The 23,424-nt window shown below is 62.2% G+C and carries 19 protein-coding genes; 13 read left to right on the top strand and 6 right to left on the bottom strand.

What is annotated here, in order from left to right; translation table 11 throughout:
- The first annotated feature begins 64 nt into the window (after positions 1–64).
- The 5 genes from ACN6NG_RS24090 to ACN6NG_RS24070 all read left to right on the top strand — a co-directional run bounded on the left by ACN6NG_RS24090 (position 65) and on the right by ACN6NG_RS24070 (position 5,326).
- Entirely contained in the window at positions 65–973 is a 909-nt protein-coding gene (locus tag ACN6NG_RS24090; protein ID WP_003255050.1) for a carbohydrate ABC transporter permease, read from the top strand.
- A complete protein-coding gene (locus ACN6NG_RS24085) occupies positions 966–1,811 on the top strand; it encodes a carbohydrate ABC transporter permease (RefSeq protein ID WP_063426438.1) in 846 nt (281 codons plus the stop codon). The genes ACN6NG_RS24090 and ACN6NG_RS24085 overlap by 8 nt, the downstream gene beginning before the upstream one ends.
- Before the next feature lie 3 nt (positions 1,812–1,814).
- Complete coding sequence (locus tag ACN6NG_RS24080) at positions 1,815–2,969, top strand: ABC transporter ATP-binding protein (RefSeq protein ID WP_063426440.1); 1,155 nt, start codon at positions 1,815–1,817, stop codon at positions 2,967–2,969.
- 41 nt (positions 2,970–3,010) lie between these two features.
- Positions 3,011–4,354, top strand: a complete 1,344-nt coding sequence (locus ACN6NG_RS24075; RefSeq protein WP_059394649.1) for a carbohydrate porin — start codon at positions 3,011–3,013, stop codon at positions 4,352–4,354.
- 117 nt (positions 4,355–4,471) lie between these two features.
- Entirely contained in the window at positions 4,472–5,326 is an 855-nt protein-coding gene (locus ACN6NG_RS24070; RefSeq protein ID WP_063426442.1) for a D-hexose-6-phosphate mutarotase, read from the top strand.
- On the opposite strand, the gene hexR is transcribed toward ACN6NG_RS24070, so the two are convergent.
- The gene (hexR, locus tag ACN6NG_RS24065; RefSeq protein WP_169725179.1) at positions 5,319–6,182 is read right to left on the bottom strand and encodes a DNA-binding transcriptional regulator HexR; all 864 of its coding nucleotides are present in this window, start codon (positions 6,180–6,182) and stop codon (positions 5,319–5,321) included. The genes ACN6NG_RS24070 and hexR overlap by 8 nt on opposite strands.
- A 211-nt stretch (positions 6,183–6,393) precedes the next feature.
- Between hexR and zwf the strand changes: the two genes are divergently transcribed.
- The 4 genes from zwf to ACN6NG_RS24045 all read left to right on the top strand — a co-directional run bounded on the left by zwf (position 6,394) and on the right by ACN6NG_RS24045 (position 10,173).
- Positions 6,394–7,863 carry a glucose-6-phosphate dehydrogenase gene (zwf, locus tag ACN6NG_RS24060; protein WP_016501277.1) on the top strand — a complete coding sequence of 490 codons (1,470 nt, stop codon included), beginning with the start codon at positions 6,394–6,396 and terminating at the stop codon, positions 7,861–7,863.
- Positions 7,850–8,563, top strand: a complete 714-nt coding sequence (gene pgl / locus ACN6NG_RS24055) for a 6-phosphogluconolactonase (protein WP_063426444.1) — start codon at positions 7,850–7,852, stop codon at positions 8,561–8,563. The genes zwf and pgl overlap by 14 nt, the downstream gene beginning before the upstream one ends.
- Positions 8,564–8,580: 17 nt before the next feature.
- On the top strand, positions 8,581–9,261 hold the full coding sequence (locus ACN6NG_RS24050) for a bifunctional 4-hydroxy-2-oxoglutarate aldolase/2-dehydro-3-deoxy-phosphogluconate aldolase (RefSeq protein WP_063426446.1): 681 nt from the start codon (positions 8,581–8,583) through the stop codon (positions 9,259–9,261).
- Between the two features lie 168 nt (positions 9,262–9,429).
- Positions 9,430–10,173, top strand: coding sequence for a monalysin family beta-barrel pore-forming toxin (locus ACN6NG_RS24045; RefSeq protein ID WP_063426593.1), 744 nt, complete (start codon positions 9,430–9,432; stop codon positions 10,171–10,173).
- A gap of 55 nt (positions 10,174–10,228) precedes the next feature.
- Here ACN6NG_RS24045 and leuA read toward each other — a convergent pair whose 3' ends face one another.
- The 4 genes from leuA to ACN6NG_RS24025 form a co-directional block, all read right to left on the bottom strand.
- The gene (gene leuA / locus ACN6NG_RS24040) at positions 10,229–11,902 is read right to left on the bottom strand and encodes a 2-isopropylmalate synthase (protein ID WP_063426448.1); all 1,674 of its coding nucleotides are present in this window, start codon (positions 11,900–11,902) and stop codon (positions 10,229–10,231) included.
- Positions 11,903–12,316: 414 nt separating this feature from the next.
- On the bottom strand, positions 12,317–13,144 hold the full coding sequence (locus ACN6NG_RS24035) for a peptidoglycan DD-metalloendopeptidase family protein (RefSeq protein ID WP_474316603.1): 828 nt from the start codon (positions 13,142–13,144) through the stop codon (positions 12,317–12,319).
- A 3-nt stretch (positions 13,145–13,147) separates the two neighbouring features.
- Positions 13,148–14,527, bottom strand: coding sequence for an exodeoxyribonuclease VII large subunit (gene xseA / locus ACN6NG_RS24030; protein WP_063426450.1), 1,380 nt, complete (start codon positions 14,525–14,527; stop codon positions 13,148–13,150).
- 189 nt (positions 14,528–14,716) lie between these two features.
- Positions 14,717–15,595, bottom strand: coding sequence for a LysR substrate-binding domain-containing protein (locus ACN6NG_RS24025; RefSeq protein ID WP_474316600.1), 879 nt, complete (start codon positions 15,593–15,595; stop codon positions 14,717–14,719).
- Positions 15,596–15,692: 97 nt separating this feature from the next.
- Here ACN6NG_RS24025 and ACN6NG_RS24020 point away from each other — a divergent pair, with 97 nt between their 5' ends.
- From ACN6NG_RS24020 to guaA, 4 genes are all read left to right on the top strand, one after another.
- A complete protein-coding gene (locus ACN6NG_RS24020) occupies positions 15,693–16,448 on the top strand; it encodes a sulfite exporter TauE/SafE family protein (RefSeq protein WP_474316598.1) in 756 nt (251 codons plus the stop codon).
- A 47-nt stretch (positions 16,449–16,495) separates the two neighbouring features.
- Positions 16,496–17,053 carry a sugar ABC transporter ATPase gene (locus ACN6NG_RS24015; RefSeq protein ID WP_474316596.1) on the top strand — a complete coding sequence of 186 codons (558 nt, stop codon included), beginning with the start codon at positions 16,496–16,498 and terminating at the stop codon, positions 17,051–17,053.
- A gap of 86 nt (positions 17,054–17,139) precedes the next feature.
- Complete coding sequence (gene guaB, locus ACN6NG_RS24010) at positions 17,140–18,609, top strand: IMP dehydrogenase (RefSeq protein WP_016501267.1); 1,470 nt, start codon at positions 17,140–17,142, stop codon at positions 18,607–18,609.
- 78 nt (positions 18,610–18,687) lie between these two features.
- Entirely contained in the window at positions 18,688–20,265 is a 1,578-nt protein-coding gene (gene guaA / locus ACN6NG_RS24005; RefSeq protein WP_016501266.1) for a glutamine-hydrolyzing GMP synthase, read from the top strand.
- Positions 20,266–20,329: 64 nt separating this feature from the next.
- Here guaA and ACN6NG_RS24000 read toward each other — a convergent pair whose 3' ends face one another.
- Positions 20,330–23,398, bottom strand: a complete 3,069-nt coding sequence (locus tag ACN6NG_RS24000; protein ID WP_474316595.1) for a membrane-targeted effector domain-containing toxin — start codon at positions 23,396–23,398, stop codon at positions 20,330–20,332.
- Positions 23,399–23,424: the final 26 nt, after the last annotated feature.

Raw genomic sequence — 23,424 nt, 5'->3', positions numbered from 1 at the left:
CTCTTCGCAGCACAAGGCTGCTCCTACAGAAGTGCGTGCCGTTTCTGGAACGGGGATCTGAACCATGACCACGACTACCGCCCAACTGCGGGCCTCACCCCTGGACGCGCTTCAGCGCTGGCTGCCCAAGCTGGTGCTGGCCCCCAGCATGTTCATCGTCCTGGTGGGCTTCTACGGCTACATCCTCTGGACCTTCGTGCTGTCCTTCACCACCTCGACGTTCCTGCCCACCTACAAATGGGCCGGCCTTGCGCAATACGCGCGGCTGTTCGACAACGACCGCTGGTGGGTGGCAAGCAAGAACCTGCTGCTGTTCGGGGGCCTGTTCATCGCCATCAGCCTGGCCATCGGCGTATTGCTGGCGGTGCTGCTGGACCAGCGCATCCGCCGTGAGGGCTTCATCCGCACCATTTACCTGTACCCCATGGCGTTGTCGATGATCGTTACCGGCACCGCCTGGAAGTGGCTGCTCAACCCCGGCATGGGCCTGGACAAGTTGTTGCGCGACTGGGGCTGGGAGGGCTTTCGGCTGGACTGGCTGATCGACCCCGACCGGGTGGTGTATTGCCTGGTGATCGCTGCCGTGTGGCAGGCGTCGGGCTTCATCATGGCGATGTTCCTGGCCGGCCTGCGCGGGGTCGACCCGTCGATCATCCGTGCGGCGCAGATGGATGGCGCCAGCCTGCCGCGCATCTACTGGACCGTGGTGCTGCCCAGCCTGCGCCCGGTGTTCTTCAGTGCACTGATGATCCTTTCGCACATTGCCATCAAGAGCTTCGACCTGGTGGCGGCGATGACTGCCGGTGGCCCGGGCTACTCGTCCGACCTGCCGGCAATGTTCATGTACTCGTTCACCTTCAGCCGCGGCCAGATGGGCATGGGCTCGGCCAGCGCCATCCTCATGCTCGGGGCGATCCTGGCGATCCTCGTGCCTTACCTGTACTCGGAGCTGCGGAGCAAACGCCATGCATAGCCCTGTCGACAAACCGGCGCTCAGCCTCAGCCGCATCACCATCCACGCGGTGTTGCTGATCGCTGTGCTGTTGTACCTGGTGCCGCTGGTGGTGATGCTGCTGACCAGCTTCAAGACCCCCGAAGACATCAGCACCGGCAACCTGCTGAGCTGGCCGGCGGTGATTACCGGCATTGGCTGGGTCAAGGCCTGGGGCACGGTCAGCGGTTACTTCTGGAACTCGATCATGATCACCGTGCCAGCGGTGCTGATCTCCACCACCCTTGGCGCGCTGAACGGCTATGTGCTGTCGATGTGGCGCTTTCGCGGCTCGCAGCTGTTCTTCGGCCTGCTGCTGTTCGGCTGCTTCCTGCCATTCCAGACCGTGCTGCTGCCGGCTTCCTTCACCCTCGGCAAGCTGGGCCTGGCCAGCACCACCGGCGGCCTGGTGCTGGTGCACGTGGTCTATGGCCTGGCCTTCACCACGCTGTTTTTCCGCAACTTCTACGTGAGCATCCCCGATGCACTGGTCAAGGCCGCGCGCCTGGACGGTGCCGGGTTCTTCACCATCTTCCGGCGCATCATCCTGCCGATGTCCACGCCCATCATCATGGTCTGCCTGATCTGGCAGTTCACCCAGATCTGGAACGACTTCCTGTTCGGCGTGGTGTTTTCCAGCGGTGATTCGCAACCGATCACCGTGGCCCTGAACAACCTGGTCAATACCAGCACCGGGGCCAAGGAATACAACGTCGACATGGCGGCAGCCATGATCGCCGGCCTGCCAACCCTGCTGGTCTACGTGGTGGCAGGCAAATATTTCGTGCGCGGGCTGACGGCCGGCGCGGTCAAGGGGTAAGTCATGGCTACGCTCGAACTTCGCAATGTGAACAAGACCTACGGCAGCGGCCTGCCGGACACCCTCAAGGACATCCAGCTGTCGATCAAAGATGGCGAGTTCCTGATCCTGGTTGGCCCCTCCGGTTGTGGCAAATCCACCCTGATGAACTGTATCGCCGGCCTGGAGCAGATCACCGGCGGTGCGATCCTCATCGACGAGCAGGACGTCAGCGGCATGAGCCCCAAGGACCGTGACATCGCCATGGTGTTCCAGTCCTACGCGCTGTACCCAACCATGAGCGTGCGCGAGAACATCGAATTTGGCCTGAAGATCCGCAAGATGCCGCAGGCGGCCATCGATGAAGAAGTGACGCGGGTCGCCAAGCTGCTGCAGATCGAGCACCTGCTGGCGCGCAAGCCGGCACAGCTGTCCGGCGGCCAGCAACAACGGGTAGCGATGGGTCGCGCGCTGGCGCGGCGGCCGAAGATCTACCTGTTCGATGAGCCGCTGTCCAACCTCGATGCCAAGCTGCGGGTCGAGATGCGCACCGAAATGAAACTGATGCATCAGCGCCTGAAGACCACCACCGTTTACGTCACCCATGACCAGATCGAGGCCATGACCCTGGGTGACAAGGTAGCGGTGATGAAGGACGGCATCATCCAGCAGTTCGGCACCCCGCAGCAGATCTACAACGACCCGGCCAACCAGTTTGTCGCCAGCTTCATCGGTTCGCCGCCGATGAACTTCATTCCGGTGCGCCTGGCCAGGCAGGATGGCCGCTTGCTGGCGCTGCTCGACAGCGGCCAGGCGCGCTGCGAGTTGCCCCTGGGGCTGGCAGCTGACGAACTGGATGGCCGCGAGATCATCCTGGGCATCCGCCCTGAGCAGATCGCCCTGGGCGCTGCGCAGGGCAATGGCTTGCCGGGTATTCGCGCCGAGGTGCAGGTTACCGAACCTACCGGGCCCGACTTGCTGGTGTTTGTCACCCTCAACCAGACCAAGGTGTGCTGCCGCCTTGCGCCGGATGTGGCGTGCAGCGTGGGTGACACCCTCAACCTGCAATTCGACCCGGCCCGGGTGCTGCTGTTCGACGCCGACAGTGGCAAGCGCATACGCCTGGCCAGCATCGTCGCAACCGCAAAGGACAACGTGGCTCACTTGAAAGGCCGTTGACTCGTCTACACCATCAATAAGAAAAAAGAGGACGCAAAGGGATGGAACAGCGCAAACGTATCAGGACATTGGGCTCGCTGGCTTTGCTCGCCGTTGTCGGCAGCAGCGGCGCGCAGGCTGCCGAGGCTTTTTCCAGCGAATCGAAATGGATGACCGGGGATTGGGGCGGCACTCGTACCGAGTTGCTGGAGAAGGGCTACGACTTCACCCTCGACTACGTCGGGGAGGTGGCCGGCAACCTGCACGGTGGCTACAACGACGACAAGACTGCACGCTACAGCGACCAGTTTGCCCTTGGCGCACACCTGGACCTGCAGAAGATCTTTGGTTGGCACGATGCCGAGTTCAAGCTGGCGATCACCGAGCGCAGCGGCCGCAACCTGTCCAACGACCGCATCAGCGACCCGCGCGCTGGGCAGTTCAGCTCGGTGCAGGAGGTGTGGGGCCGCGGCCAGACCTGGCGCCTGACCCAGATGTGGATCAAGCAAAAGTACTTCGACGGCGCGCTGGACGTGAAATTCGGCCGCTTTGGCGAGGGCGAGGACTTCAACAGCTTCCCGTGCGACTTCCAGAACCTGGCCTTCTGCGGCTCGCAAGTGGGCAACTGGGTGGGCGGCATCTGGTACAACTGGCCGGTCAGCCAGTGGGCGCTGCGGGTGAAGTACAACATCACCCCGGAATTCTTCGTGCAGGTCGGCGCCTTCGAGCAAAACCCCTCCAACCTGGAAACCGGTAATGGCTTCAAGCTCAGCGGCAGCGGTACCAAGGGGGCAATCCTGCCGGTGGAGGCGGTGTGGTCGCCCAAGGTCAACGGCCTGCCGGGGGAGTACCGCCTGGGTTACTACTACAGCACGGCCAAGGCCGACGATGTGTTCGACGACGTCAACGGCAACCCGCAGGCGCTGACTGGCGGGGCATTCAAGTCGCATTCCAGCAAGCACGGTTGGTGGGTAGTGGCGCAGCAGCAGGTCACCGCCCAAGGTGGCGACGTCAACCGCGGCCTCAGCCTTTTCGCCAACTTCACCGTGCACGACAAGGCCACCAACGTGGTCGACAACTACCAGCAGGTGGGGCTGGTCTACAAAGGCGCCTTCGACGCCCGGCCCAAGGATGACATCGGCTTCGGTGTGGCGCGTATTCATGTGAATGACGACGTGAAGAAGCGCGCCGAACTGCTCAATGCCCAGAGTGGTATCAACGATTACGACAACCCAGGTTTCGTTCCGCTGCAACGCACCGAGTACAACGCCGAGCTCTACTACGGCTTCCACGTCACCAACTGGCTGACCGTACGGCCCAACCTGCAGTACATCAAGAGCCCGGGCGGGGTGGACGAAGTGGACAACGCGCTGGTCGCAGGCTTGAAGATTCAGTCGTCATTCTGAGGGCATTTGTTGTAAATTTACGCCAATCCCTTTTCGGTTCCCGGCACCCACTGGCCTGCAGTGGTTGTCGGGGATAGGCCGAGACAGCGCTATCTCAAACAACAAGAGCTCTGAACCATGCCCGAACATCCGCTCCATCGCTTCTTTTCCTCGCAGCGGCCAAGGCCGACATTCGAGTGGGAGCGTTACCAGCAGCGCGATGTGCTGATCATCGATCACCCCCGTTGCCAGGCGGTATTCAGCCGCCAGGGCGCGCAGCTGCTGCACTTTCAGCCGGCAGGTGAACGGCCTTGGCTGTGGTGCGCCGAGCAGTGGCCGCAGGTGGGGGCGATCCGTGGCGGCGTGCCGGTGTGCTGGCCGTGGTATGGCCGTCACCCTAGTGAGGACCTGTGGCCGGCCCATGGCTGGGCGCGCCTGCTGGACTGGAAGCTGGTGGACAGCCGCGAAGACGAGGAGGGCGTGACCTTGAAGTGGCGCCTGGACCTGTGCGACTGGCAGGTCGACCTGCACGCAAGGCTGGGCAGCCGTATGGAGCTGAGCCTTAGCACCGAGCACCAGGACAGCGAACCCTGCCAGTTGAGCCATGCGCTGCTGGCGTACTGGCGTATCAGCGACGTGTCCGAGGTAGCGCTGTCCGGGTTGGAGGATATCGAAGGTTACGACCGCCTCAACCGCCAGGCCTGCCGTGAAGAGGGCGCGCTGAAGCTCAAGGGCGGCTGTCAGAAGGTTTACCCCGGCACGCCGAGGGTGCAGCTGCAGGACCCGGCCTGGCAGCGCGAGCTGTGCATCGATACTGGCGACAGCGACGACACCGTAGTCTGGCACCCGGGTAACCGGCCGCTGATGGGCGTGACCGGCCGTGAAAGCCAGCGCTTTGTCTGCGTCGAGGCCGCCAGCGGCAGTGGCGAGGGCCTGAGCCTGGCGCCGGGGCAGCGTGCCCACCTGCGCCTGCAGGCGCACCGGCTCAGTTGAGTTCGTCGTCCTCGATCGGGTAGCGGCTGGCGTTCAGGCTTTCCTTGATCTTGCGCAGGTGCGGCTGGAAGTCGACGCCGCGGCGCAGGGTCATGCCAGTGGCCAGCACATCGAGCACGGTCAGCTGGATGATCCGCGAGGTCATCGGCATGTAGATGTCGGTGTCTTCCGGCAACGGGATGTGCAGGCTCAGGCTGCAGGCGTTGGCCAGCGGCGAGCCTGCGGCGGTCAGGCCCAGCACCGAGGCGCCGTTTTCACGGGCCAGGCGGGCCACTTCGACCAGTTCGCGGGTGCGCCCGGTGTAGGAAATAATCACAAACAGGTCGCCGGTGTGGGCCACCGAGGCCAGCATGCGCTGCATCAGTACATCGGCGTGGGCCGACACCGCCAGGTTGAAGCGGAAGAACTTGTGCTGGGCGTCCAGGGCCACCGGGGCCGAGGCGCCCAGGCCGAAGAAGTGGATCTGCCGGGCCTGGATCATCATGTCCACGGCGCGGCTGACCTGCTGCGGGTCCAGTTGCTGGCAGGCGCCGTCGAGCGAGGCGATGGCACTGGCGAAGATCTTCTGGGTGTAGGCTGCCGGGTCATCGTCGGCCTCTACCGCGCGGCTGACGTAGGCGGCGCCGCTGGCCAGGCTCTGTGCCAGTTGCAGCTTGAGTTCGGGGTAGCCGCTGACGCCAAACGAGCGGCAGAAGCGGTTGACGGTCGGTTCGCTGACCTTGGCCGCCTGGGCCAGCGCAGCAATGCTGAAGCGGGTGGCTTGTTGCGGGTTGAGCAGGATGACTTCGGCGACTTTGCGTTCGGCCTTGTTCAGCTCGTCGAGGCGTCCCTGGATCTGTTCCAGGAGGTTTCGCACGCGGTCCATGGGTGTGTCCTTGGGTCGGGAAGACAGCCGGCTGACGAAGCAGCAGGCTTTTTGCACGGTCGTCTATCGTACTGTCGGTGCGGGTGGCGCACCACTTATCTGTAATACTTGTGTGTAATGTTGTGGTTTTTACTACATTATCCCTTGAAAACCGTATTCGAAAGCGGTATTCCTAGACCAACTTTAGGAAAGAACCTACATCATGGCTGCGATCAGTGTCGATCCTTGCACGTTTGCCCTGTTTGGCGCCCTTGGCGACCTGGCGTTGCGCAAGCTGTTTCCTGCGCTCTATCAGCTCGACCGGGCCAACCTGCTGCACCCGGACACCCGCCTGCTGGCGCTGGCCCGTGAGGCAGGCAGCGCGCAGGAGCACCTGAACAGCATCGAAGCCCACCTGCGCCGGCATGTGCCCGAGGCCGATATCGAGCCTGCTGCATTGGGCCGCTTCCTGGCGCGGTTGAGCTACCAGCACCTGGACTTCCTGCAACCTGAGGGTTACCAGGCCCTGGCCGAGCAGTTGCCGGGCGACCTGCCGCTGATCGCCTACTTCGCCACGGCGGCAGCGGTGTACGGGGCCATCTGCGAAAACCTCGACAACGCCGGGCTGGCCCCGCGTACCCGGGTGGTGCTGGAGAAGCCCATTGGCCACGACCTGGAGTCGTCGCGACGGGTCAACGATGCCGTGGCGCGGTTCTTCCCCGAAAACCGGGTGTACCGTATCGACCACTATCTGGGCAAGGAGACGGTGCAGAACCTGATTGCCCTGCGGTTCGCCAATAGCCTGTTCGAAACCCAGTGGAACCAGAATTCCATCTCCCACGTGGAGATCACCGTTGCCGAGAAGGTCGGTATCGAAGGCCGCTGGGGCTACTTCGACAAGGCCGGCCAACTACGCGACATGATCCAGAACCATCTGCTGCAGTTGCTGTGCCTGATCGCCATGGACCCGCCCAGCGAGCTGTCCGCCGATGCCATTCGTGACGAGAAGGTGAAGGTGCTAAAGGCCCTGGCGCCGATCACGGGCGAGGGTTTGAGCACCCAAGTGGTGCGTGGTCAGTACATTGCCGGCTACAGCGAGGGCAAGCCGGTACCTGGCTACCTGGAAGAGGACAACGCCAACGCCCGCAGCGACACCGAAACCTTCGTCGCCCTGCGTGCCGATATCCGCAACTGGCGCTGGTCGGGTGTGCCGTTCTACCTGCGTACTGGCAAGCGCATGCCGCAGAAGCTGTCGCAGATCGTCATCCACTTCAAGGAAACGCCGCACTACATCTTCGCCCCGGAACAGCGTTTGCAAATCGGTAACAAGCTGATCATTCGCCTGCAACCGGACGAAGGCATTTCTTTACGGGTGATGACCAAGGAGCAGGGCCTGGACAAAGGCATGCAACTGCGCAGCGGTCCGTTGCAGCTCAATTTTTCTGACACCTGGCGCAGTACGCGGATTCCGGATGCCTACGAGCGCCTGTTGCTCGAAGTGATGCGTGGCAACCAGAACCTGTTCGTGCGCAAGGACGAAATCGAATATGCCTGGAAGTGGTGCGACCAGTTGATCGCCGGCTGGCGTAATGCGGGCGATGCGCCCAAGCCATACGCGGCGGGCTCCTGGGGGCCGATGAGCTCGATTGCATTGATCACACGCGATGGGAGGGCGTGGTATGGGGATATCTGAACTGAAATTGCCGGCAGCCGTGAAGGTTCACGAGCTGGCCGACGCCAAGACGCTGGCTGCAACCCTGGCCCATGATGTGGCCGAGCGCCTTCATGCAGCCATTGCTGCCAAGGGCCAGGCCTGCGTGGTGCTGTCTGGTGGCCGCAGCCCGGTGCCATTCCTTGAGAAACTGGCCAGTGAGCCCCTGGACTGGGCCAAGGTTACCGTCAGCCTGGCCGATGAGCGCTGGGTGCCGGTGGAGCATGCTGACAGCAACGCTGGCCTGTTGGCCCGCCACCTGCTCACGGGTGCGGCGGCCAAGGCCAGCTTTGTTGGCCTGTACCAGCAGGCGGAAAACCTTGATGCCGCTGCGCTCAAGGCCGACCAGACCTTGACCGGGCTGCCGCCGATCGACGTGCTGGTGCTGGGTATGGGTGACGATGGCCATACCGCCTCGCTGTTCCCCGCCAGCCCCAACCTGGAAGCAGGCCTGGACCTGGCCAGCACGCGTCGCTGCCTGCCGTTGCTGGCGCCGAGCGTGCCGCACCAGCGCCTTTCGATGACCCGCTCGCTGCTGGCCAGTGCCGCCTTCATCGCGCTGTCCGTGCAAGGGCCGGGCAAACTCGCTACCCTGCGCGCCGCGCTGGCTGGCAACGACCTTACTGAAATGCCGATTCGCGCTTTTCTTCACGACCCCCTGGACATCTACTGGTGCCCATGAGCCAAGGATCCACTGTCATGACCACCCTCGAACGCCCACAGCCAAAGCTCTCGATGGCCGACAAGGCCGCCCGGATCGATGCCATCTGCGAAAAGGCGCGCATCCTGCCGGTCATTACCATCGCCCGTGAGGAAGACATCCTGCCGCTGGCCGATGCCCTGGCCGCCGGCGGCATCCGTACCCTGGAAGTGACCCTGCGTTCCCAGCATGGGCTCAAGGCCATCCAGGTGCTGCGTGAGCAGCGCCCGGAGTTGTGCGTTGGCGCAGGCACCGTACTGGATCGCAGCATGTTCGACGCCGTCGAGGCTGCCGGCGCGCAGTTCGTCGTCACCCCGGGCATTACCCAGGACATTCTCGAGGCGGGCGTGGACAGCGAAATCCCGCTGCTGCCAGGCATCAGTACGCCCTCCGAAATCATGATGGGCTATGCCCTGGGCTACCGCCGGTTCAAGTTGTTCCCGGCAGAAATCAGCGGCGGTGTGGCCGCGATCAAGGCCTTTGGTGGCCCGTTTGGCGATATTCGCTTTTGCCCAACCGGCGGCGTAAACCCGGCCAATGTGCGTAACTACATGGCATTGCCCAACGTGATGTGCGTGGGCGGGACTTGGATGCTCGACAGCAGCTGGATCAAGAACGGCGACTGGGCGCGGATCGAAGCGTGCAGCGCGGAGGCGATGGCATTGCTGGAAGCCAACTGAATTTGTTGTGTGCTTTATGGATTGAGGGGCGCTTGGTCAGCGCTCCTTTTTTTATGGGCGTTTTTTTTGTGACCGGGCGGCCGGTGCATGAAGCCTTTCCCGATTCTTGAACCGGGGGGTGACGATTACGATGGCGCTTCAATCTTGAATGTAAAGCAGGGGCGCCGTATGAGCTTCATCGATAAAGAAATGATCAGGACGATTGGCGATTTTCCTCATAAGCGCGGGGCTTATGAAATAGAATCGTATCTGTATGGTTTTGACGGCAAGGTCAATCCTGGGTGCTGGCTGTTTGGTGACACGGTGTATGGTGACATGTATCTCGTCAACCAGAACTGGGGTACTTACTCTACACCGATACTGGCGTATCTGGAGTATGTGGGGATGGCGCGGGTTCCCAGTAGCGTAACGCACACCGAAGAAGTGTCAACGGTGGAAGGCTATAGCCGCTCGTTTTCCTCTTCTGTGGAAGCTGAAATCAACCTGGGAGCAGGCTTTCTGGGGAGTGTGGTCGGTGGGAAGCTGACATCCACTACGACCGAGGGCATCAGTAACTCGAGTTCGCGCACCCGAAAAGTTGAGATGGAAGGGCCGGGCATCTTTAACTTTTATCAGATGCACATGGTCTATGCGCATTGTGTAACGGGCGCCGGAAACTTCTCAGACTTCTTCAAGTACGCAAAAACCAAAACCTACTCCAAAGCAGGCAGAGAGGACAGGGAGGACCTGTGCATTCTGACCTCGATTGCGACCAGTTCGATCATCACTGTCGCGGCTGAAAACTCGGTGAAGCCGCTCGGGTGGGATGAAATTCAAGAGGCAGCATTGATGAAAGGCCATGATTTCCCCGGAAATGGTGGCCGATGGATATTCAATTACGGTGCCTACCATACGCCCGGTAATCGCTACTAAATTCGGGCACAAAAAAACCGCATCCTGGATGCGGTTTTTTTGTGGGTGGCACCTATCAGGCCGCCTTGGCTTCCTGCTGGCTCAGCGACCGGTTGAGTGCGCTGAACAGGGCCTTGAAGCTGGCCGTGGTGATGTTTTCATCGATACCCACACCATGTACCGGGCGGCCACCGGCCACGCGCAGTTCAATGTAGGCTGCCGCCTTGGCATTGGTGCCCGCGCCAATGGCGTGCTCGTTGTAGTCCATGATCTCCACGGCAATAGGCAGACCGGCTACCAGGGCTTCGAGGGCACCGTTGCCCTTGCCGCGCCAGTGCAGGGTGGTTTCGCCTTCACCGGCTACTTCCACTTCCACGGCGCTGTGGCCGTTTTCTTCCTGCAGGCGATGGCTGACCAGTGCGTATGGCGCGTTGGCCTGGAGGTATTCCTTGTGCAGCAGGCTGTAGATCTGCTGGGCGGTCATTTCCAGGCCCAGGCGGTCGGTTTCACCCTGTACCACCTGGCTGAACTCGATCTGCATGCGGCGCGGCAGGCTGATGCCATATTCCTGCTCGAGCAGGTAGGTGATACCGCCTTTGCCCGACTGGCTGTTGACGCGGATTACCGCTTCGTAGCTGCGGCCGATGTCGGCCGGGTCGATCGGCAGGTATGGCACTTCCCACAGTTCGCCTTCCTGCTGCTTGGCGAAGCCCTTGCGGATGGCGTCCTGGTGCGAGCCGGAGAACGCGGTGTGGACCAGGTCGCCCACGTACGGGTGGCGTGGGTGCACCGGCAGCTGGTTGCATTCTTCGACCACTTTGCGCACGCCGTCGATGTCGGAGAAGTCCAGCAACGGGTCGATGCCTTGGGTGTAGAGGTTCAGTGCCAGGGTCACCAGGTCGACGTTACCGGTACGCTCGCCGTTGCCGAACAGGCAACCTTCGGCCCGGTCGGCGCCGGCCATCAGGCCCAGCTCGGTGGCGGCGATGCCGGTGCCACGGTCGTTGTGGCAGTGCAGGCTGATGATCACGCTGTCGCGGCGGCTGACATTGCGGCAGAACCATTCGATCTGGTCGGCGTAGATGTTCGGCGTGGACACTTCCACGGTGGCCGGCAGGTTGAGGATGATCTTGTGCTCAGGCGTCGGGTTCCATACCTCGATGACCGCGTCGCAAACTTCCTTGGCGAAGTCCATCTCGGTGGCACTGAAGGTTTCGGGCGAGTACTGGAAGGTCCACTGGGTTTCCGGCTGCTGGGCAGCGTACTTGACGAACAGCTTGGCCGCGTTCACCGCGATGTCCTTCACGCCTTGCTTGTCCTGGTTGAAGACAATGCGGCGGAACGACGGGCTGGTGGCGTTGTACAGGTGGACGATGGCTTTCTTCGCGCCGCGCAGCGATTCGAAGGTGCGTGCGATCAGGTCTTCACGGGCCTGGGTCAACACCTGGATTGTGGTGTCGTCCGGAATGTGGCCGTCCTCGATCAGGGTGCGCACGAAGTCGAAATCGGTCTGCGAGGCAGACGGGAACGACGCTTCGATTTCCTTCACGCCCACCTGCACCAGGGTCTTCCAGAAGCGCAGTTTCTTCTCCGAATCCATCGGCTCGATCAGCGACTGGTTGCCATCACGCAGGTCGGAGCTGCACCAGATCGGCGCGGCGGTGATGGTCTTCGACGGCCAGGTACGGTCGGGCAGGTCGATGGTCGGGAAAGCGCGGTACTTCTTCGAAGGGTCTTTGAGCATGGACATGGAAGCAATCCTTTTGTGTGCGGCCGAGATCGGGCCTGCCGAGCAATAACGAGATGAAGAGGCGAGGCGACGCGATTCAGCCTGGTAGTCGGGCGCTGACCAGGCAGAGGCTGCGATGTTGTCGGAGCAGGATGAGGGTGCTGAAGGTTTTCATGCCTTCAACCCTAACCAGAGAGGTGAGGGATGGCAAGTGTCCAGGAAAAATTGAGAGAAATGCTTAAAAAAAGCGATTGGGCGAGATTTTATGGCTGTAATTTGCTGAGTGTTTCTTGATTTTTGCGCAGTATTTTTCGATGGCGCAACCCAGTGGTATGGGTGCTGACAGTGCTGGCCTCTTCGCGGGTGAACCCGCTCCCACAGGTACGGCGCAGTGTCTGTGGGAGCGGGCATGCCCGCGAAGCAGGCGCCGCAGCTTCAGGGTTGGAACGCACCAATGAAAATCGCCGGGTCCACCCGCGCATCATTCAGGCTGACGTTCCAGTGCATGTGCGGCCCGGTTGCCCGCCCGGTCGAACCCACGCGCCCTACCACCTCACCACGGCGCAGTGATTGCCCCACCTGCACATCGATCTTCGACATATGGCAGAACATGCTGATAAAGCCCTGCCCATGGTCGACGAACACCGTTCGGCCATTGAAGAAGTAATCCCCCACCAGGATCACCTTGCCATTGGCCGGGGTCTGGATCGGCGTGCCCGCAGGTACCGCGAAGTCCAGCCCTGCATGCGGGTTGCGCTCTTCACCGTTGAAGAAGCGGCGCACGCCGAACTTGCTCGACAGTGGCCCATTGACCGGTTTGTCGAGGATCAGGTTACTCGGCAGGGCGGGGCTGAAGCTGCGGTAGGCCTTGATCTGCTCGGCCAGCTCGCGGTCGATGCGCTTGAGGTCGGCCGGGTTCGGGTTCACCTGGCGCGTGTTCTTCAGGGTGATGCGCTGCTCGGGGTACTTCTTGCTCCCGACGCTGAAGGGCAGGGTGCGGCCGTCCTGGTTCAGCACGGCAGTGCCCGGCTTTTGGGTCAGGGGGATGCCGACGATTGCCAGCCAGTTGTCCTGCTCCTTCACCACCAGCACCGGCTTGCCGTCGAAACGGGCGCTGGGTGCGCTGGCGGCGGGGCCCAGGTCAACCACCGCCACGCCACCCGGCACCGGCTTGTTCAGTGTGCGGGTGATATAGCTGGCCTGGGCGCCGCTAGCCAGCAGCAGGAGGGAGAGGGCGAGCAGGGGCGCGAGCAGGCGGGGCATGTGTCAGTCCAGTAGTGAAAGAGTGACCGGGGTCAGGTGGTTGTCTTCGACCCGCACCTGCAGTTCGCCTTCGTTCAGGCGGGCGGTGAGGCGCTGGCCGTTGCGGGTCTGTTCGGCACTGCGAATGGCCTGGCCCTGGTCGTCCAGCAGGATGCTGTAGCCGCGGGCGAGGGTGGCCAGCGGGCTGACCACTTGCAGGGTTTGCAGCTGGGCCTGGAAGCGTTGGCGACGGTCTTTCAACACATCGCGCATGGCCCGGGGCAGGCGCTCGGCCAGGCTGTCGAGGCGCTGGCTCAGCAGTTTCAGGTTGCGCCCCGGGTGCTGCGCGGCCAGGCGGGTGTCCATGCGTGCCAGGCGCTCGCGGCGCTGGTTGAGGCTGAGCATGAAGGCGCGGCGCAGGCGCATGTCCAGGTCGTCCAGGCGCTGGGCTTGCTGACGCAGGCGCTCGCCCGGGTGACGCAGGCGCCGGGTCAGTGACTCCAGGCGCAGGCGGTCATGGGTCAGACGGTTCTGCATGCGCAGCAACAGGCGCCGTTGCAGGCCGTCCAGCCGTTGCTGCAAGCCACTGTTGTCGGGCGCCAGCAACTCGGCCGCGGCAGACGGCGTGGGGGCGCGTACGTCGGCGACGAAGTCGCTGATCGACACGTCGGTTTCATGGCCCACGGCGCTGACAATAGGGGTTACGCAAGCGGCCACGGCACGCGCCACGGCTTCTTCGTTGAAGCACCACAGGTCTTCCAGCGAACCACCACCCCGGGCCAGGATCAGCGCATCGAAACCAAGGCTGTCGGCCAGGCGAATGGCGCGCACGATCTGCGCGATGGCTTCGCGCCCCTGAACCGCCGTAGGGATCAGGTTCAGTTCCACCTGTGGGGCTCGGCGGCCAAACACGCTGATGATGTCGCGGATCACAGCGCCGGTAGGCGAGCTGATGATGCCGATCCGTTGAGGATGGGCCGGTAGCGGTTTTTTGCGTTCGGTGCTGAACAGCCCCTCGGCACTGAGCTTTTCTTTCAGCGCCTCGAAGGCAAGGCGCAATGCGCCGTCACCGGCTGGCTCGACGGTGTCGAGAATCAGCTGGTAGTCGCCACGCCCTTCGAACAGCGAAACCTTGCCGCGTACCCGCACCGCCAGGCCGTCGCGCAGAGCCTGGCGCACCCGCGTGGCGTTTTGCCGGAACAGCGCGCAACGCACCTGGGCGCCGCTGTCCTTGAGGGTGAAGTACATGTGGCCGGATGCCGGGCGGGCAAGATTGGAGATTTCGCCTTCCACCCAGACGCTGCGGAACACGTCTTCCAGCAGCACGCGGGCGCGGCCGTTGAGTTGGCTGACGGTAAGGACCTCACGGTCCAGGCCGAGTCGTTCGAAGGGGTCTTTGATCATGGCAGGCATCATAAAGGACATCGGCCCCGGTTGTCTGTCCCGGCCCTGTCATCAGGCTTGTCGCGGTCCCTGTAGGAGCAGCCTTGTGCTGCGAAGCGGCCGGTAGGGCTAATGATCATCTTCGGCTGCAATGGCCTCTTCGCAGCACAAGGCTGCTCCTACCGGGTGATGCGGTTGCTTCCACAAGTCTCAGTCCTGCATGGCCGCCACGAACTGCCGTGCCATCTGCCCCGCATCACGGCGACAGGCCAGTGCCACTGTGCTCTGGCAATCACCCTCCAGCGCTACGAAGCTGACTGAAGCCGGCGCAATCTCGCGCATGCACTGCGGTAACAGCGCTACCCCGAACCCGGCCTGAATAAGCTGCAACTGCGTGGTCTTGCGCGACAGCACCTGCGCGGCTTGCGGGAAAAAGCCCGCCTCCATGCACAGCGAAGCCGACAGGTAACTCAGCCCGCCACGGTCCCGATGCGGGATGGAAATAAAGCGTTCGTCCCTCAACTGCTCCAGCTTCACCCGTGGCGCGCTGGCCAAGGGGTGCCCGGCAGCAACCGCCAGCAACAAGGGTTCGCTGAACAGTTCGTGCAGCGCCAGCCCTTCGTGCTGACGCAGCACTGGCAAGCGCAGCAGGCCGATGTCCAGCCGCCCGGCAGCAATATCCTCCAGCTGTGCCTCCGAAGACTGCTGGGCGATCTCCAGCGAAACCCCCGGGTTGTCTTTCAGGTAGTTGCCCAGGCGAGCCAGCAGCGTGCCGGTCAGCGGCACGGTACTGGAATGGTTCAGGCGCAGGCTGCCCTGCAACCCCTCCCCAATGTCGCGCGTTACGCGCTCAGCTTGCGCCAGGTCGGCCAGCAAGCGGCGTGCCCGTTCCAGAAAGGCCTGGCCGGCCAGCGTCAGGCGCGGCAGGCGTGCCGTGCGTTCGAACAGCGGCGTGCCCAGTTGCTGCTCCAGCTCCTTTATCTGCCTGCTAAGCGCCGACTGGGCGATGTACAGCCGTTCGGCGGCAGCGCTGAAACTGCCGCACTCGGCGATTTCCACGAAGTAACGCAACTGGCGGATCGACGTCATGTCATGCCTTTTCGAGATGGCTTTGGCGATAAAGCCATATTAGTCGGCATGGGTCATCGCTGGCTAACCTTGGCCTGTCTTCCCAGGAATTGCTGCCATGCTTGCCCAACTGTCTTTTTCCGGCCTTGACTGGTTACCCATCCTGCTGGGTGTTGGTGTTGCCTACATCGTCTTTGGTATTGCCGGTTTCGGTACCGCGCTGGTGGCCGGGCCGGTACTGATCCATTTCATGCCGTTGTCACGCATCATCCCGCTGCTGGTGCTGCTGGACTTTGTTGCCGCGTTCGGCAACCTGCTGCCGTCGCGCCGGGATGTGGTGCGCAGCGAGTTGTTACGGCTGTTGCCGTTCATGGCCCTGGGCTGCACGTTGGGCGTGGTGTTCCTGTTGCAACTGAAGTCCGACCTTTTGCTGCTGTTGATGGGGGTGTTCGTGACCGCCTATGCGTTGTACGGGCTGGCAGTGAAAGTGCGGCCCGCCAGCCTGTCGAGCTTGTGGGCGGTGCCTATGGGTACGGCAGGCGGGTTGTTCGGGGCGCTGTTCGGCAGCGGCGGGTTTCTTTATGCCCTTTACCTGAGCGCACGGCTGGAAGTGAAGGAACAGGTACGCGCCACCCAGAGCGCGCTGATCAGTTGCAGCACGGTCGTACGCCTGACGCTGTTCCTGATCGCCGGTGTGTATGCCGACCAAAGCCTGCTGCTGCTCGCCGCCTGCTTGTTGCCAGTCATGTTCGTCGGCCTCTGGGTGGGGCGCCGGCTGACCAACCGGCTGTCCCGTGAAGCCTTTGTTCGCCTGGTCACCTGGCTGGTGCTGGCCAGTGGGCTGGCGTTGATTGGTCGCTACATGAGCGCCTGAGCGGTAGAATTGCGTCATTACCGGCGTTTTTCAGGCTTGTCCCGTACATGAACACCCAGAGCATCATCGTTCCCAAGCTGTCCACCGTCCCGGTGCATGAAGCCCGCGCCCGCGCCATCCTGCGTTGGCTGGTGCGCGAGAAGGTCGTCGAAGAGCAGCTGACCACCTGTGGCCGCACCGGCAACCGCATGGGCCATGCCCTTGCCGCCGGGGCGCGCAAGGTGGCCCTCCACCCGGAAAAACTGCCCTTCGACCAGCAGGTCAACGGCATGGAGGTGGTGCTCAAGCGCTGCATCTACACCCCCACCGAAGGCTTTCTCGAAGAAGCCGGTTGCCCGGAGTGCCGGCGCGAGGTGGGCGAGCCGCTGTTCGAAAGCCTGGAGGAGTGGACGCCGACGGTAACCGACAACTTCACCTGCCCGCTGTGCGGCTTTGAAGATGACATCAATGGCTTCATTTACCTGCAGCCATGTGCCTTTTCCAACCTGGGGTTCATCTTCAACAACTGGGGCGAGGCCGGGTTTACCCAGGCCTTTCTCGACAGCTTTGCCGACTGGCTCGACCAGCCGGTGGCCGTGGTGCAGGTAAAAGTGCCACAAGGCTGACCGAAGGCCCTTATTTTGCATTGAGCGGCGCGCCCTGCATGAGTATAATGGCGCGCTTCCATTTTTCCCGCCCGGGAGCCCCCGCGATGCTGCGTATCAGCCAAGAAGCCCTGACCTTCGACGATATCCTCCTTGTACCTGGCTACTCTGAGGTACTGCCTAATGAAGTCAGTCTCAAGACCCGTTTGACCCGTGGCATCGAGCTGAACATTCCGCTGGTTTCCGCCGCCATGGATACCGTGACCGAAGCGCGTCTGGCCATTGCCATGGCCCAGGAAGGCGGCATCGGCATCATCCACAAGAACATGACCATCGAACAGCAGGCCGGCGAAGTACGCAAGGTCAAGAAGTTCGAGGCTGGCGTGGTCAAGGACCCGATCACCATCGAAGCCGACGCCACCGTGCGTGACCTGTTCGACCTGACCCGCCTGAACAACATCTCCGGTGTTCCGGTGCTGGCGAACGGCGACCTGGTCGGTATCGTCACCTCCCGTGACGTGCGCTTTGAAACCCGCCTGGACGCCAAGGTCCGCGACGTGATGACCCCCAAAGAGCGTCTGGTCACGGTCCGCGAAGGCGCCGACAAGAACGAAGTCCGCGAGCTGCTGCACAAGCACCGTCTGGAAAAAGTCCTGATCGTCGACGACAAGTTCAGCCTCAAGGGCATGATGACCGTCAAGGACATCGAAAAAGCCAAGGCCTACCCGCTGGCCAGCAAGGACGACCAGGGTCGTCTGCGCGTCGGCGCTGCGGTCGGCACCGGCAAGGACACCGGCGAGCGCGTTGCCGCCCTGGTTGCCGCTGGCGTTGACGTGGTGGTTGTCGACACTGCCCACGGTCACTCCAAAGGCGTGATCGACCGCGTTCGCTGGGTTAAAGAAACCTACCCGCAAGTGCAGGTGATCGGCGGCAACATCGCCACCGGCGCCGCAGCCAAGGCTTTGGCCGAAGCTGGCGCTGACGCCGTCAAGGTCGGTATCGGCCCAGGCTCCATTTGCACCACCCGTATCGTTGCCGGTGTCGGCGTGCCGCAAATCAGCGCCATCGCCAACGTCGCCGCTGCACTGGAAGGCACTGGCGTGCCACTGATCGCCGACGGCGGTATCCGCTTCTCCGGTGACCTGTCCAAGGCCATCGTTGCCGGTGCGTCCTGCGTGATGATGGGTTCGATGTTCGCCGGTACCGAAGAGGCCCCGGGTGAAGTCGAACTGTTCCAGGGCCGTTCCTACAAGGCCTACCGCGGCATGGGCTCGCTGGGTGCCATGGCACAGGCGCAAGGCTCGTCCGACCGTTACTTCCAGGACTCCTCGGCCGGCGCCGAGAAGCTTGTTCCTGAGGGGATCGAAGGCCGCGTGCCTTACAAGGGCGCCCTGGCCGCGATCATCCACCAGCTGATGGGCGGCCTGCGTTCGTCCATGGGCTACACCGGCAGCGCAACCATCGAAGAGATGCGCACCAAGCCGGAATTTGTACGCATCACCGGTGCCGGCATGGCCGAGTCCCACGTGCATGATGTGCAAATCACCAAAGAAGCCCCTAACTACCGCGTAGGCTGAGGCTTCCAGCAATATAAGGATGCGGGGCTGTCACGACAGCCCCGCGTCGTTTCCGATTTCCACTGACGAGATTGAGTCATGGCCCTCGACATTCACGCTCACCGCATCCTGATCCTCGATTTCGGTTCCCAGTACACCCAGCTGATTGCCCGCCGCGTGCGCGAAATCGGCGTGTACTGCGAACTGCACCCGTTCGACATGGACGATGAAGCGATCCGCGAATTCAACCCGCGCGGCATCATCCTCGCTGGCGGCCCCGAGTCGGTCCACGAAGCCAACAGCCCGCGTGCCCCGCAGGCCGTGTTCGACCTGAACGTACCGGTGCTGGGCATCTGCTACGGCATGCAGACCATGGCCGAACAGATGGGCGGCAAGGTCGAAGGTTCCGAGCTGCGTGAATTCGGTTATGCCCGCGTAGACGTGGTCGGCAAGAGCCGCCTGCTCGACGGCATCGAAGACCACGTTGACGCCGACGGCGTGCTGGGCCTGGATGTGTGGATGAGCCACGGTGACAAGGTCACCCAGATGCCGGGCAACTTCCATGTACTGGCCAGCACCCCGAGCTGCCCGATCGCCGGCATGTTCGACGATACTCGCGGCTACTATGGCGTGCAGTTCCACCCTGAAGTGACCCACACCAAGCAGGGCGGTCGCATCCTGTCCCGTTTCGTGCAGGACATCTGCGGCTGTGAGGCCCTGTGGACCGCCTCCAACATCGTTGAAGACGCCATCGCCCAGGTGCGTGCGCAAGTCGGTTCGGCCAACGTCCTGCTGGGCCTGTCTGGCGGCGTAGACAGCTCGGTGGTTGCCGCACTGCTGCACCGCGCCATCGGCGACCAGCTGACCTGCGTCTTCGTCGACAACGGCCTGCTGCGCCTGCATGAAGGCGACCAGGTGATGGCCATGTTCAAAGAGAACATGGGCGTCAAGGTGATCCGCGCCGACGCTGAAAAGCAGTTCCTCGACAACCTGGAAGGCGAAGCCGACCCGGAGAAGAAGCGCAAGATCATCGGCCGGACCTTCATCGACATCTTCGACGCCGAAGCCAGCAAGCTGGATAACATCCAGTTCCTCGCCCAGGGCACCATCTACCCGGACGTGATCGAGTCGGCTGGCGCCAAGAGCGGCAAGGCCCACGTGATCAAGTCGCACCACAACGTGGGTGGCCTGCCGGAGGAAATGAACCTCAAGCTGGTCGAGCCGCTGCGTGAACTGTTCAAGGACGAAGTGCGCAAGATCGGCCTGGAACTGGGCCTGCCGTACGACATGGTCTATCGCCACCCGTTCCCGGGCCCGGGCCTGGGCGTGCGCATCCTGGGTGAAGTGAAGAAGGAATACGCCGACATCCTGCGTCGCGCCGACCACATCTTCATCGAAGAACTGCGCAAGGCTGACTGGTACCACAAGACCAGCCAGGCGTTCGTGGTGTTCCAGCCGGTCAAGTCGGTTGGCGTCGTTGGCGACGGCCGTCGCTACGCTTGGGTCGTTGCCCTGCGTGCCGTCGAGACCGTGGACTTCATGACCGCGCGTTGGGCACACCTGCCATACGAGCTGCTGGAAACCGTCAGCGGCCGTATCATCAACGAAATCGAAGGCATCTCGCGCGTTACCTACGACGTGTCGAGCAAGCCGCCGGCCACTATCGAGTGGGAATAAGTTGAGCCACAAGGGCGCCGCAAGGCGCCCTTGTCGTATCAGGCTAAAAGGGTAGGCTAGCTGTTCAAGGACGAACGTAGCGCAGGCCTTGGCGGGCCAGGGCAGCGCGTAGTTGCGCCAGGCCATCCACGTGGCGTCCGCTTATCCACGGCCAGTCGGGCTTTTCGATATGGACGTAGCGCCCGTCCTGGTGCACAGGGGTATATTTCAGTTGCCCGTCGTTGCTTCGATGGACAAGGGTCAGTTGGCCATCGAGGTCGCTGAAGGCAAACATGCCTTTGTCCACCAGTGCTGTTTCCAGGTTGCGGCCTGCAGTTGCACTCTGCTCCACCGCGACCTGTACCCGCAGGTCGCCCCGAAGGCGCTCCACGGTAAGGTCGTCGCTGACAACCGTGTGGCCCGGGTCGATGTCTACACCGCCCACTTTGCCTATCTCGATATCTTCAAAGCGCAGCCCGACAGCGCCTTGCAGTTCACTTAGCCCGGGAACCCCTTCGAAGGTATTCGAGTGCGTGCTCCCCACCAGTGCGACCCACTTGCCAGGGCCACGCACCGCCTGGTCGGCATTTATTGTCAAATGGGCGAAGTAGTTCATCATTTTTTGCCGGATATAGGGCAATGGCGCACCTTCCCAAGCCTGGCGGTAACTGGCCATGCAATCGATGGGCTGGATGCGGATGCCTTGTTTCTGGGCGGCGATCAGCACTTGCTTGAAGGTGTAGCGGCTTGAGCTGTCTGTCCCGTGCCCTTCGTCCAGTGCATCCACATACTCCTCCAGTTCTGCGGGCATCTGGCCTGTGCGGTTGAATACGTCCAGGTCCGCCTGCTGGAAGTCCGTCATGAAATGCTCCATGTACAAAACGCTGACTTTCTGTTTTTTCAGCAGCACCATGTTGTCGATCAAAAAACGTTTGCTGCCCAGTTGTGAGTGGCCTTCACCGATGACGAGGCCGGGACTGCGCTCATACAAGCTGCCGATGATCTGCTTCGGGCTTGACCCGCGGGGCAACTCGGGTAACTCGGGCCGAGGTGGCAACTGTACCGTTTCGAGGAACTGGCTGGCGTCGGTGGCCAGGGCAGTGCGAAGCCTTCTGAACTCGATATAGGATTCATTGGCAACCGGGCCCGTGTTCACAAAGATGCCGCTCAGTACACGCTTATCCTCCTTCCCCTGAGCGGCTTTTTTCAAACCACGGCGCATGGCCCGAGGAATTTCGTAGGGGCTGTCGGGCAGTTCAGCCAACGCAGGACCGGGAACCCTGCCCCAGCGAGCCAGCAGCTTGCGCGGCAACATGCCGCCGCGTAACCCCAGGCGCTCGAAAGGTTGCCATCGGCCATCAGCGTCCAGGCGTACAGGGACGTTACGGTGGAAAGAAAACGGGTTCTGAGGGTCCACCACTACCCAGCTGTTCAATTGCTCTACATAGCGGACCTGATAGGGCAGTTCGTTAATCAAGGCGTAGAAGTTGCCTTCTTGGGTATAAATACCCTCCAAGCGGCCGGTACCCGGTGTGCCGAGCAGTATTTCGTTGGTTTCAAAGGGTGCCAGCAGGGTGCCTTGATCCACAGGCCTGTGCGGCTCGGGGACCCAGGTGTCGATCTCGGCCGCCGTTGCCTGCTCCATATCCTCGGCGGGTTGGGACGTTTCAGCCGGTTCTACCGGCAGCGTCGCTTCGGTTTCGCCGATCTCGGCAAGGGCTTCGTCAGGCACACCTGCCAGCATGGTCGCGCTGAACAGGGTATTGATGGTGGCCAGCACTGCGCCGGTCACCCCTTGCTGGCGTTCGGCGGTGGTGTGGCCATTGATCGCCTGGTCGATGTTCAGGCCGGTCTCCGCCAGGCCCGCGCCTACTGCCGCCAAGGCAATGGGCCAAGACACGGCAGCCATCGGCCCTGCGATCTCGCCGAAGGCCCTGAGGTAGCCGATCCACAATTGCTTGCGCAAATCGGCATTGGAGCGCAGGGCAAACTTCGCATCGTTGGTCATGCGCGAATGTGCGCAATCACGCAAATGGCTGAATGCATCACCTGACACGGTCCGGTCGAGCTGATTGAGGCAGTGATGGTCGTTGCCACCCCAGTTGAAGAACAGAAGGTCGATCATGTGGTTGAGGCCGACGCTGCTGTCTTTCTGGTCGAGCGTTTCGAGCGAGAAGTGCCCCATGAAGCGCGCCCTGTTGTCGGCCTGGTTGGTGTTCATCAGGACCCACCAGTAAAGCTCGCTGCGATTGCGGAACAGGTGCAGGGCCTCAAGCTCTCCCGGTGTATAGAGCAGTTGGTAGCCATCGTCCATTTCGATCCGGAGGATGTCGGTGGCCAGGTGGCCACCGATATCGAAGGTACACACGCGGTAGCCAGCGGCGGGCGTGGCGTGTTGTTGCAGTTGCGCAAGGCTCGGTGGCCAGCTGTTTGTCCCAGTCAGGGCGGTGGCGACCCTGCGGGCGCGCCTGGCCAGCTCGCTCTGGCCGGCGTCCCTGCACACCTCCAGCACCTTGGCCAGGAAGTTGACCTTGGCCAGGGTGCGATAGTCGTCAGCATGCTGATGCCAGAAATCAGCCAGGCGTTTATGAAACGTGCTGCTGAAGTCGATATTCCAGAAGTCCTGCAGCACATCCCGTGGGGCAAGGGGAATTTCGTTGTGTTCGTTGAATACAAGCTTGTCCGCCCCGTCTTTGTAGAAACCGGTGAGGTAACTGAGCAGGTCGGCATTGTCCTGATCATGGACGTCGAACCGGTGCATGACCAATTGCGGGAGGGTCAGCGATTGAAACGGTGTCTCGTAGTGCTCCCAGCCGCTGAATGTCCGGGGGCTGCTCTCTGCGGTCCTGAACCGGTTGAGATGGACCTGGTCCGGATCCCGTTGTGCCTGGTGGTGCTTGATCAGGATAGAGAGACTCGTTTCGCGGGCCATCTGACGCATGTCCGGGCAGGCGGCAACCAAGGGCAAGGCCATATTCCGGAGCTGCTGTAGGGTTTCCTGTTGCTGGGGGGCGGTATCCATGGACATTACTCGACAAGGTAAAGGGCCGAGCCTGCATGGAATGAGGGGACGCATAGTGGTAGATATCGCTTTGCACCTGCCAGCGTCCCTTTTTGTGGGCCCATCGGCTGCAGGCGCCTTGGGGCCGGTCACCGTGCGGGCATTGCTGACGGCAGGTA

The organism is Pseudomonas sp. TSO6, assembly GCF_056098905.1.
This window is presented reverse-complemented; position numbering and strand designations above follow the sequence as displayed.

Excerpts from the sequence above, each read along its gene's own strand:
- guaA (WP_016501266.1), top strand. The coding sequence starts at position 18,688 with ATGGCCCTCGACATTCACGCTCACCGCATCCTGATCCTCGATTTCGGT.
- leuA (WP_063426448.1), bottom strand. The coding sequence starts at position 11,902 with ATGTCCATGCTCAAAGACCCTTCGAAGAAGTACCGCGCTTTCCCGACC.
- ACN6NG_RS24020 (WP_474316598.1), top strand. The coding sequence starts at position 15,693 with ATGCTTGCCCAACTGTCTTTTTCCGGCCTTGACTGGTTACCCATCCTG.
- xseA (WP_063426450.1), bottom strand. The coding sequence starts at position 14,527 with ATGATCAAAGACCCCTTCGAACGACTCGGCCTGGACCGTGAGGTCCTT.
- guaB (WP_016501267.1), top strand. The coding sequence starts at position 17,140 with ATGCTGCGTATCAGCCAAGAAGCCCTGACCTTCGACGATATCCTCCTT.
- ACN6NG_RS24045 (WP_063426593.1), top strand. The coding sequence starts at position 9,430 with ATGAGCTTCATCGATAAAGAAATGATCAGGACGATTGGCGATTTTCCT.
- ACN6NG_RS24085 (WP_063426438.1), top strand. The coding sequence starts at position 966 with ATGCATAGCCCTGTCGACAAACCGGCGCTCAGCCTCAGCCGCATCACC.
- ACN6NG_RS24075 (WP_059394649.1), top strand. The coding sequence starts at position 3,011 with ATGGAACAGCGCAAACGTATCAGGACATTGGGCTCGCTGGCTTTGCTC.
- ACN6NG_RS24080 (WP_063426440.1), top strand. The coding sequence starts at position 1,815 with ATGGCTACGCTCGAACTTCGCAATGTGAACAAGACCTACGGCAGCGGC.
- ACN6NG_RS24050 (WP_063426446.1), top strand. The coding sequence starts at position 8,581 with ATGACCACCCTCGAACGCCCACAGCCAAAGCTCTCGATGGCCGACAAG.
- ACN6NG_RS24025 (WP_474316600.1), bottom strand. The coding sequence starts at position 15,595 with ATGACGTCGATCCGCCAGTTGCGTTACTTCGTGGAAATCGCCGAGTGC.
- ACN6NG_RS24015 (WP_474316596.1), top strand. The coding sequence starts at position 16,496 with ATGAACACCCAGAGCATCATCGTTCCCAAGCTGTCCACCGTCCCGGTG.
- pgl (WP_063426444.1), top strand. The coding sequence starts at position 7,850 with ATGGGGATATCTGAACTGAAATTGCCGGCAGCCGTGAAGGTTCACGAG.
- ACN6NG_RS24070 (WP_063426442.1), top strand. The coding sequence starts at position 4,472 with ATGCCCGAACATCCGCTCCATCGCTTCTTTTCCTCGCAGCGGCCAAGG.
- zwf (WP_016501277.1), top strand. The coding sequence starts at position 6,394 with ATGGCTGCGATCAGTGTCGATCCTTGCACGTTTGCCCTGTTTGGCGCC.
- ACN6NG_RS24035 (WP_474316603.1), bottom strand. The coding sequence starts at position 13,144 with ATGCCCCGCCTGCTCGCGCCCCTGCTCGCCCTCTCCCTCCTGCTGCTG.
- ACN6NG_RS24090 (WP_003255050.1), top strand. The coding sequence starts at position 65 with ATGACCACGACTACCGCCCAACTGCGGGCCTCACCCCTGGACGCGCTT.